This window comes from Rhodococcus sp. CX (genome assembly GCF_015865005.1).
Lineage (GTDB): Bacteria > Actinomycetota > Actinomycetes > Mycobacteriales > Mycobacteriaceae > Rhodococcus.
Genome location: NZ_JADZGH010000124.1, coordinates 17567 through 27270, shown reverse-complemented (window position 1 = coordinate 27270; position 9704 = coordinate 17567). Strand labels below are relative to the sequence as shown.

The following is a 9704-nucleotide window of genomic DNA, read 5'->3' as shown; positions in this document are numbered from 1 at the left end:
GTCGCGGACGGCACCGTGGACCCGCACATCGAGCGGACGTTCCCGCTGCGGGAGGCCGGTGCGGCGCTCGCCGTCGTCGAAGGCGGCCACGCCCGCGGCAAGGTCGTCATCGTGGTTCGCTGAGCGCACCCGCGGATCGGACGCGCAGCGGGAACGACACTGGGACACTGGTGACCAGGTCCCTCACCAGGAGTCCGCCATGACGATTCTGATCCAGGTCCTCGAGCAGACCTACAGCTCCAACACCCCCTGGGAACAGGTCAAGTACGCGTTCGTCGATTCCGGTCACGTCACCACCCTGCGGCTGGACGGCCAGTGCGGGGTGTGGCTCGACGGCACCAAGCACGGCGAATCCCATCGCCTCGCCGCGACCGCGAGTCCCGAGCAGGCGATCTTCTTCCTGCTCACCGTGTTCGACCGGATCGCCCAGTGCAAGCAGAGCGGAGGCTCGTGGATCATCGGGCACGACGGCCGGACGGTCTCGTCCATCCACGCCGCCCGGTTTCCGCTGACGGTCGACGGATGAGCAACTGATCGTTGTCGGTGCCCGCTGCGACGATCGTCCGGTGCGCGGGGGCAAGGGCATCTGGGTCGTGGTGGTGGCGGTCGCGATCGTCGCGTCGTCGGGGTGGGAACGAACCGGCCCGACGGGACCGGCCGCGCCCGGCAGCCCGTCCCGCGCAGATCTCGGGCGGTTGCTCGCCGGCGTCGAGGTGGTGTTCCGGCGCCCGCACGTGCCGGGATATCAGCGTGGCTGCGACGCCGGCGAGGCGTGTGTGTTCGGGCCGGCCTGGTCGGACGATCATCCCGGTCGCGGTGGGCGCGACGGCTGCGACACCCGTAACAACGTGCTCGCACGCGACCTGCGCGAAACGACGTTCCGTCCCGGCACGGGCAACTGCGTCGTGCTGTCCGGCACCCTCGACGACCCGTACACGGGAGAACGAATCCTGTTCCGGCGCAGCGACGCCCGCGAGGTGCAGATCGACCACGTCTATCCCCTGGCCGCGGCGTGGGACCTCGGTGCCGCGACGTGGCCACCGCAGCTGCGCCGGCAGTTCGCCAACGACATCGACTTCAATCTCGTCGCCGTGGACGGCGAGGCCAACGAGGACAAACGCGACCGCACTCCCGCCGACTGGCTGCCGCCCGCGTCGAGCACGCGCTGCTGGTTCGCGGGCAAGTATCTGACGGTCGCGGTGCGGTACGGACTGCCGGTGACCGCGGCCGACCACCGTGCCCTCACCGACGCGGCCGCGACCTGCCCCGATGCGAATCAGCTTTCGCCGATGACGCCGAACGCGCCGTGATCGCCGGTAGGACACACACGCCGCCGAGCGATCGAGTTCGAGCTGTCTACGGGGTCGACGTACGATGTCCGACCGGCTTCAGTGCCGCTCGACTGCCCCGATGTCCCGACGACCGTTCATCAGCTTTTCCAACAGCATGATCAGGAGCTGGCGTTCGATCGGCGTGAGCAGAGATGCCCACTCGTGTTCGCGCCGATTGTGATCTGCGAATGCCTTCGTGATGACCGCAGTGCCTTCGGAGGTCAGGCTGAGCGTCGCACCCCGCCCGTCTTCAGGATCGTCCTGCCGATCGATCAGGCCGGCTTTGCGCAAACTGGCCACCAGACTGGACACCGTCGGCCTGGGCATCGAGGACAAACTCGCCACCATGTGCGGACTCAGCGGTCCCGCCACCCACAGGACGAACAGCACTCGGAATGTCGAGTCCGTTTGATGAAGCGGTCGCAGTGTCTGGACCTCGAGGTCGTAGATCACGGTCCGGGTGGCCCGGTTCAGCGACATGACGAGGCGGCTGGCCTCCATGTCCACACCATCGACGTGGCTGGGGATCAGCCCCTGCGCACGGTCGACCAGGCTCCAATAGTCCGCCACATCGCTGTTGGGGACGTTCGATGAGTCGTTGGGCACGTGGACACACTAGTCGCATGTAGTTCGACATGACCAGAAACTGATTCGGGTTCGAACTTGATTCCGCCGCAGTTCCAGCCGGATGAGCTACCGGACGGCGTCCGCCGACCTGCCAATTTGGGACCGATTACCTGCTAAAAGAGTCCATCACTCCCCATGTCTCGGCAGAGCGAGGGATGCAGACACCCATTCGGTCGCCTTGACATCCGGATGCATGTAATTCAGACTCGTATCACTTTATGTGACCTGCGACTCAGTGAAGTCGCGCCATGACGCCCACCACCGAGTCCCCGTCCGGGAAGCCGGTGCGCCCCAGCCGGCGCGCGAAGAGGAAGAAGCACGCAATGTATTACGAATGGCAGCAATTCGATCCGTCACCGGTCCCCGATACCGCCGAGAGCGATCGAGTTCACGACGTGGCCGTGATCGGTGGAGGACCGGTCGGTCTTGCCATGGCGATCGCACTGCAGCGACGGGGAATCGACGCGGTCGTTCTCGAGGCCCGTACCCAACTCTCGGACGGAAGCCGCGCGCTCACCCTCAATCGAGAGAGCCTGCATTTCCTCGACACCATCGGTGTGAGCGAGGACTTCATGAAGCTCGCACAGCCGCGCAGCCGCAGCATCGTGTTCCATGGCAGCACCGAACTGTGGCGTACCGAATACGAAACCGAACTGCACGAGCGCTTTCCCCAGCTGGCGCTCCTGCAGCAATGCTGGCTGGAGCACGTGCTGTTGGACAACCTCCGAGCCCGTGCGCCTCACGCGATCCGGTGGGGCCACACCGTTACGGGCATAGACGATCTCGGTGACGAGGTGCGCATCGACGTCGACGCGCACGGGAGCAACTACCAGCTTCGAGCCCGCTACGTGATCGGTGCCGACGGGGCTCGGGGCGTCACCCGACGCCTCCTCGGCCTTCGATACGAGGACGTAGTCCCTCGCCGCAGCGCCGATGCCCGGTTCATCATCTGCGACTTCTCCATGGACCACGACCTGCAGCCGGGCCGCCGGCTCTTCATCGGACCTGATTACGCACCCGATTCCGTGGCGATCCTGCATTCGCAGCCGTTCGACGTCTGGCGCCTCGACTACCAGGTGCCCGAAGGCACGGATCCCGAAGCGGCTGCCACGCCCGAGACAGCCGAAACCCGTGTCCGCGAGCACCTGTCGATGATGGGTATCGATGCGGAACCGACGATTCTGTGGGTCACCACCTACCGGGCCCTGGGACGCACTCTTCCCCGCTACCGGCAGGGCCGGGTGCTGTTCGCGGGGGACGCCGCACATCAGTCCCCGATCTTCGGAGGACGCGGCCTGAACATGGGATTCGGTGACGTCAATGCCCTGGCCTGGCGCCTGCCTTTCGCACTGGCCGGCGACGACACCCCACTCGACGAGTATTCCGCCGAGCGGACCCATGTCGTCAGCCGCACCCTCGACGCCCTGACACCGGTGTCCCTGTTCATGACCAGCGCCGACGAAGCCTCCCGCACACTCCGTCGTGAGGTGATGTCTCTGCTTCCCGAGGCCCCTGCCCTGCGGGAACTCATCGACGGCCATGCCGCCGCACACATCTCGGACTTCCCCGTGGACGCTGCGGACAGCGGCGTCGTCGGTCGCCCGCTCAGCGAGCTTCGCGTGACCACGCAGTCGGGTGAGGAACGGTATCTCACCGAGCTTCTGCCTCCGCGGTACTTCCGCATCGAACGCCTCACCGACCCGAGCGACGCCCCCGGTACCGCCGCGCTGCTGCTCCACGACGAGGGATCGAAGTATCCCTCCACCGACACCCCCGAGCCGGCGGCGACGCATGTCGTATATGCGCCCGACGATGCGGTGCGCGAACGCCTGGGACTGACCGTGGCCGGCGATGCCCTGGCCGGCCGACCCGATCGGATCGTGTACGTCCAGGACCACGCCTCGGTCGCTCCCGCCGACGATCGCCCGCACTCGGCTCTGCAGCGCGTGTTCGTCGAACTGTCCGACTCGATGTCTGCCCTCGGTGTGGACGGCAGCCGTACCGCTGCTGCCCGGGACACCCTGCGTGCCGCTGCACTCGAAGGAGCAGCCTCGTGACGCTGTCCGAATCGGTCTCCGACTTCGACCGTCTCCGAATGGGATTCGACTTACACCAGTTGACTCTCTTCGAGTCCCTCTCCACGCGAGCGCGCCGGGATCCGGATCGAATCTTCCTGACGGACCTCGATACCGGTGTCGAGTACACCTACACCCGATTGGTCGAGGAAGCCGAACTGTACGCACGCTGGCTCACCGCCCGCGGAGTGTCCCGGGGCGCACACGTCGCCGTGCAATTGCCCAACAGCGTCGAGCACATCCTCTTCTACATCGCGCTCAGCCGTCTCGGGGCTGTCGCGGTGCCGCTCAACACCCAGGCCGCCGGCGACCTTCTCGCCTACTACCTCACCAATTCCGATGCGTCGATGCTCGTCCACGACGCCTCGAACCACGAGTCGGCCCGCATCGCACAGGACGCCGGGATCGCGGCGATCGGACTGACAGGTCCGTGGAGCGAAACCGAGGCCGAGGGAATCACCCACGCCACGATCTGCCAGGAGGCCGACTCCACCGCGCCACTGCCACTCGATGCCGTCGACCCGACGAGCCTGGGCTACATCAACTACACGTCCGGGACGACAGGCCCGTCGAAGGGCGTGATGATGACGCACATCCGCGCGATGCTGTGGGGTTTCAGCCACGCCGTGTCGTTCGGCTACCGCGCCGACGATCGGGTGTACATCTGCTTGCCGCTGTTCCACGTCAACGCTTTTCAGGGAGCACTGCACTGCGCGATCGGCGCGGGCTCCCAGGTCTTCCTCCGTCGGCGGTTCTCCGCGTCCAAGTTCTGGGACGACGTGCGCACCGCTCGCATCACCGCCACGAACCTGCTCGGTTCGATGGCCGCGATCCTGTGGAAGAAAGACCCTCGGCCGACGGACGCGGACAATTCCCTTCGCATGGTGATGACCGTGCCGATCCCCGCCTACGCCACGGACTTCGAACGCCGGTTCGGGTTGCGTTTCACCTCCGGCTACAGTCTCACCGACTACGGCCCGAGCCATGCGTACACCCTTGCCGATCCGTCGGAGAAGCTCGGCTCGGCCGGGCGGCTCCGCCCCGGGATGGAGGCCCGGATCGTGGACACCCACGATCTCGAGGTCCCCCCGGACACGAAGGGGGAACTGGTCATCCGGTCCACCGTTCCGTGGAACGAGTCCAGCGGGTATTACGGGATGCCGGAAGCCACCGTGCAGAGTCGGCGCAATGGATGGTTCCACACCGGCGACCTGTGCCGCATCGATGCCGACGGCTACATGTGGTTCGAGGACCGGCTCAAGGATGTGATCCGTCGGCGCGGAGAGAACATCTCCGCCTTCGAGCTCGAAGGGATGGTCTCGAAGATCGACGGCGTGCGCGACGTCGCCGCGATCGCGGTTCCGTCCGAACTCGAAGAAGACGAGATCGCGCTGTTCCTCGAACTCGAGGACAGCAGCCCCGAGGCCCTGGCGTCCCTGCAGAAGGAATGTGAGGAGGCACTGCCCCGCTACATGCGGCCGGAGTTCTACGTGCCCGTCGACACCTTGCCACGCAACGCCAGCCACAAGATCGAGAAATACAAGCTGCGGGACCGGTACGCGAGTGCCGCCGCATTGGAGCCCCACCGGAGGACGCAGTGACGAGCACGATCTGGACCCACGGTCGGCGTGTCCCCGGCATCACCCCGGACACCGCCGACTACTGGACCGGCGGAGCAACCGGCCGGTTGCGTATCCAGCACTGCTCCGCGTGCGAGCAGTGGCAGCACCCGCCGAGCCCCGTCTGCCGACGGTGCCGCACGGCCACCCATCTGGCATCCGACGCTGTCAGCGGACACGGCCGCGTCGCATCGTGGACCACCAACGAGCAGCCCTGGTTTCCCGGCCAGCCGGTGCCTTTTCGTGTCGGATACGTCGAACTGGTCGAACAACCCGGCCTGTACGTCTTCGGAGGTCTGATCGGCGGCACCGATATCGACGACCCCACCGACAAGCCCGTCGTCACCCGCTTCCAGCAGCAGGGTGAGGCGTGGCTGCCCGTTTTCGAGATCACGGACGAGGAGTGACGCCGGTGCATGCCGAACGAAATGTAGCCATCACCGGTATCGGTTTGTCCGAGGTGGGGCGCCGCACCACCGCGAGCGCCCTGTCCCTGACCGTGGACGCGGCCCTGACCGCGATCACCGACGCCGGGCTCACGGTCGACGACATCGACGGCATCTCGACCTATCCGGGAGCCGCGAACACCGGCGGCGGGTTCGCTCCCGTCGGCGCACAGGACCTGCGTCTTGCGCTGGGACTGAACGTCAATTGGTACTCGGCCGCCGCCCTGGACTCGCCGAGCCAGTTCAGCGCGATCGTCAATGCGATCGGTGCACTGTCCGCAGGGCTCGCCCGTCACGTCCTGGTCTTCCGCACCGTGACCGAGGCACAGTCCCGGGCGCTGGACAAGCAGGCGCAGAGTTGGGCCGGATCATCCGGGGAGATCCACGGCTTCTGGGAATGGACCGCACCGTACGGTGTCGAATCCCCCGTGCCTTGGTACGCGACCTACGCACAGCGGTACATGTACGAGCACAAGCTGACCCACGAGCAGCTCGGTGCGATCGCCGTGAACGCCCGTACGAATGCGGCGGGCAACCCCTCGGCTGTCTACCGCGACCCGCTCACGCTCGACGACTACCTCGACAGCCGCGTCGTGTCCTGGCCCCTCCGCCTCTACGATTGCGACGTCCCGGTCGACGGATCGGTCGCTTTCGTGCTCTCCCGGCTCGACGACGCCCGGCACATGACCAATCCACCCCTACGCTTCGAGGCCGTCGGCACCGCGATGGGGGCCGGCGGATTGCGCGACCCTCGCGACCTGACCTCGTTCGGGGCCGAGAAGGCGGCTGCGATGCTCTGGGATCGGTCCCGGATTTCTCGTCGCGACGTGCGCGTGGCGCAGATCTACGACGGCATGAGCATCCTGACGGTGCACTGGCTGGAGGCTCTGGGCTTCTGCGCCAAGGGCGAGGTCGGGGCGTTCGTCGAAGGTGGCACGAATATCGGACTGAACGGAGAACTACCGATGAACACCGGTGGCGGCCAGCTCTCGGCCGGGCGTTTGCACGGACTGGGACATCTCCACGAGGCCTGTGTCCAGCTGTGGGGACGTGGAGGAACGCGGCAGGTCGGCCGAGAGCCGGACGTCGCCGCAGTCAGCATGGGCGCCTACGGCCTCGGCTGCGCACTGCTGATGAGAGAGGACTGACGATGCCGAATCTGTTCGATCCCATCGACCTCGGTCCGTTGTCCCTGCCCAACCGCATCGTCATCCCTCCCATGTGTCAGTACAGTGCCCGCGACGGACTGGCCACCGACTGGCACCTGATCCACATCGGCAGCCTGGCCCTGTCCGGCGCAGCACTACTGATCATGGAAGCGACCGCGGTCTCCGAGGAAGGACGGATTACGCCGGACTGCCTCGGCCTGTGGCGCGACGACCAGTCCGAAGCCCTGGCTGCACTGGTGAAAACGGTACGATCCCAATCGCCGATCCGGCTCGGTATCCAGCTGTCGCACGCCGGTCGCAAGGCTTCCAGCCACAGCCCACGAACCGGCGGCTCGGGCCCCCTGGACGCGACCGAGGGGTGGCCGACGATCGGTCCGAGCGCCGTCCCGGTGTCCGAGCGGTGGCCTGTTCCGATGCCACTGACCGTGGACGATATGGACCGCGTGGTCGAGCACTTCGTCGCCGCCGCGAATCGAGCGGTCGATGCCAGGTTCGACCTGATCGAGCTGCACGGAGCACACGGATATCTGCTCAGCTCGTTCCTGTCCCCGTTGGCGAACCGGCGAACCGACGAGTTCGGCGGCGGGTACGACAACCGTGCGCGCTTCCCCCTGCGGGTCTTCGAGGCGGTGCGCGCGGCCGTTCCGTCGACCGTGGCTCTCGGTGTCCGCGTCAATGGAACCGACTGGGTCGACGGTGGCATCATTCCCGAGGAGGCATGCCGATTCGCCGTCGACCTCGAACGGCGCGGGGCCGATTTCGTCCACGTCAGCAGTGGTGGCAACGCGCGCGGGGACATCCCCCTCGGTCCCGGTTACCAGATCCCGCCGGCACGGCTCATTCGCCGGCACGTGAACATCCCGGTCATCGGAGTCGGTCTGATCAGCAGCCCGGTCCTCGCCGACGAGCTGGTCGCGGACGGCAGCGTGGACCTGGTCGGAATCGGCCGAGGCCACCTGCACAATCCGCACTGGACCTGGTCGGCGGCGGAAATTCTGGGCCATCACCTCGATGTGCCGTACCAGTACGCCCGGGCCAGAACCAGCACGTTCGAACCCCCGAAGTCATGGCAACATCTCGGCCGCCAGGAGGTACAGCCGACCACGTGAACAGACTGTCGGGGCTTACAGACCTTCTTCGCGCCACGGCGCGACACGAACCGAACACCTTGAAAGCCCAACGCATCCTTCCCCTTTAAACGAAGTGGACTTTCGCATGACCTTCCTCCAAATCGCCTCCGTGGTGATACTCCTCGGATCGTTCATCGTCGCATCGGTGTGGACGATCAACATGGGACTGCTGCTCCTGGTCGGCGGCACCGCGATCGCATACTTCAGCGGAATCTCGCTGGATGTCGTCGCAGACTCGTTCCCGAGTGAAACCTTCATCCTGATCATCGGCATCACATACTTCTTCGCCGTGGTCGAGTCGAGCAAGACGATGGACTTCATCGTCGACGGGCTGCTGCGCCTGCTGCGTGGCTCGATCGCGCTGGTGCCTCCGCTGCTGTTCGTGCTCTCGGCCGCGGCGACCGCGATCGGTGCCTATCCGCCGGCCGTGGCAGCTCTCGTCATCCCGGTTGCGATGCGACTGGCCAGGGACTACGACATCAGCCGGTTCCTCGTGACGATCATGGTCGTGCACGGCATCCTGGCCGGCAATTTCGGCCCGCTGGCGACTCCGGCTGTGTTCACCGCGAAGCAACTCACCGAAGCCGGACTCGAGCCGATCACCCTCCAGCTGTTCGTGAGCCATGTGGCGATCAACGGTCTCGTCGCGGTCATCGCCTACTTCCTGTTCGGTGGTGCGAAGCTGGTGCGTGCCGGCCGGATGTCGGTGGCGCAGCCGGCGTTGGCCACGGTGGGCGGCGGGCCGGTGTCCGGATCCGCCGGTGGCTCCGCCGATACTCCGGACTTCGACGGCCCGTCCCCCGCTGCAGGCCGGGGCACAGGACACGGACGGCCGAACACCTACCAGATCGCCACGCTGATCGCGCTGGCCACCTTGCTCGTCGCCTCGCTCGGTTTCGGCATGGACATCGGGTTCAGCGCGTTGGCACTGGGTCTGCTGCTGACGCTGCTCTTCGAGCGCAAGCAGAACACCTTCATCAACACCATGCCCTGGGGCGTCATGCTGATGCTCGCCGGTGTCCTGATCTACATCGGCGTTCTGACCGAGATCGGCACGATCGACGCGATCAACGACTCGCTGTCCAGCATCGGCTCCGCGTCCGGCGCCGTCCTCGCCCTGTCCTGGCTCAGCGGCATCATCTCGGCGTTCGCCTCGTCGATCACCGTCATCGGTGCGACCTTGCAGCTCGCTATGCCGCTCGTCTCGGGTGACATGAGCACCCTGTCGGTGGTCGGCCCGGTCACCGTGTCCACGACGATCGTCGACGCGAGCCCGCTGGGCATCATCGGAGCCCTCGCTCTGGCGA

Annotated in this window: 10 protein-coding genes; 9 read left to right on the top strand and 1 reads right to left on the bottom strand. The window is 66.3% G+C overall.

Annotation, left to right across the window (positions count from 1 at the left end; genetic code table 11):
* From I0Q12_RS32795 to I0Q12_RS13620, 3 genes are all read left to right on the top strand, one after another.
* A partial coding sequence (locus I0Q12_RS32795; protein ID WP_231610603.1) for a zinc-binding dehydrogenase occupies positions 1 to 123 on the top strand: 123 nt, incomplete at its 5' end.
* Between the two features lie 76 nt (positions 124 to 199).
* On the top strand, positions 200 to 526 hold the full coding sequence (locus I0Q12_RS13625; protein ID WP_197252429.1) for a hypothetical protein: 327 nt from the start codon (positions 200 to 202) through the stop codon (positions 524 to 526).
* A gap of 40 nt (positions 527 to 566) precedes the next feature.
* On the top strand, positions 567 to 1310 hold the full coding sequence (locus I0Q12_RS13620) for an HNH endonuclease family protein (RefSeq protein WP_374068695.1): 744 nt from the start codon (positions 567 to 569) through the stop codon (positions 1308 to 1310).
* 78 nt (positions 1311 to 1388) lie between these two features.
* On the opposite strand, the gene I0Q12_RS32790 is transcribed toward I0Q12_RS13620, so the two are convergent.
* Positions 1389 to 1937, bottom strand: coding sequence for a MarR family transcriptional regulator (locus tag I0Q12_RS32790; RefSeq protein ID WP_197252428.1), 549 nt, complete (start codon positions 1935 to 1937; stop codon positions 1389 to 1391).
* Between the two features lie 269 nt (positions 1938 to 2206).
* Between I0Q12_RS32790 and I0Q12_RS13610 the strand changes: the two genes are divergently transcribed.
* The 6 genes from I0Q12_RS13610 to I0Q12_RS13585 all read left to right on the top strand — a co-directional run.
* The gene (locus I0Q12_RS13610) at positions 2207 to 4015 is read left to right on the top strand and encodes an FAD-dependent oxidoreductase (protein WP_197252427.1); all 1809 of its coding nucleotides are present in this window, start codon (positions 2207 to 2209) and stop codon (positions 4013 to 4015) included.
* Positions 4012 to 5634 (top strand): AMP-binding protein, encoded by a 1623-nt coding sequence (locus tag I0Q12_RS13605; RefSeq protein WP_197252426.1) that lies wholly within the window; start codon positions 4012 to 4014, stop codon positions 5632 to 5634. The genes I0Q12_RS13610 and I0Q12_RS13605 overlap by 4 nt, the downstream gene beginning before the upstream one ends.
* Positions 5631 to 6059, top strand: a complete 429-nt coding sequence (locus I0Q12_RS34865) for a Zn-ribbon domain-containing OB-fold protein (protein WP_197252425.1) — start codon at positions 5631 to 5633, stop codon at positions 6057 to 6059. Before I0Q12_RS13605 ends, I0Q12_RS34865 begins: the two co-directional genes overlap by 4 nt.
* A gap of 5 nt (positions 6060 to 6064) precedes the next feature.
* Complete coding sequence (locus I0Q12_RS13595) at positions 6065 to 7246, top strand: thiolase family protein (protein ID WP_197252424.1); 1182 nt, start codon at positions 6065 to 6067, stop codon at positions 7244 to 7246.
* 2 nt (positions 7247 to 7248) lie between these two features.
* Complete coding sequence (locus tag I0Q12_RS13590) at positions 7249 to 8376, top strand: NADH:flavin oxidoreductase/NADH oxidase (RefSeq protein ID WP_197252423.1); 1128 nt, start codon at positions 7249 to 7251, stop codon at positions 8374 to 8376.
* Positions 8377 to 8482: 106 nt separating this feature from the next.
* The coding region (locus tag I0Q12_RS13585) for an SLC13 family permease (RefSeq protein ID WP_197252422.1) at positions 8483 to 9704 on the top strand (1222 nt) is incomplete at its 3' end.

Coding starts and splice junctions, on each gene's coding strand:
- I0Q12_RS13590 (WP_197252423.1), top strand. CDS start 7,249: ATGCCGAATCTGTTCGATCCCATCGACCTCGGTCCGTTGTCCCTGCCC.
- I0Q12_RS13610 (WP_197252427.1), top strand. CDS start 2,207: ATGACGCCCACCACCGAGTCCCCGTCCGGGAAGCCGGTGCGCCCCAGC.
- I0Q12_RS13625 (WP_197252429.1), top strand. CDS start 200: ATGACGATTCTGATCCAGGTCCTCGAGCAGACCTACAGCTCCAACACC.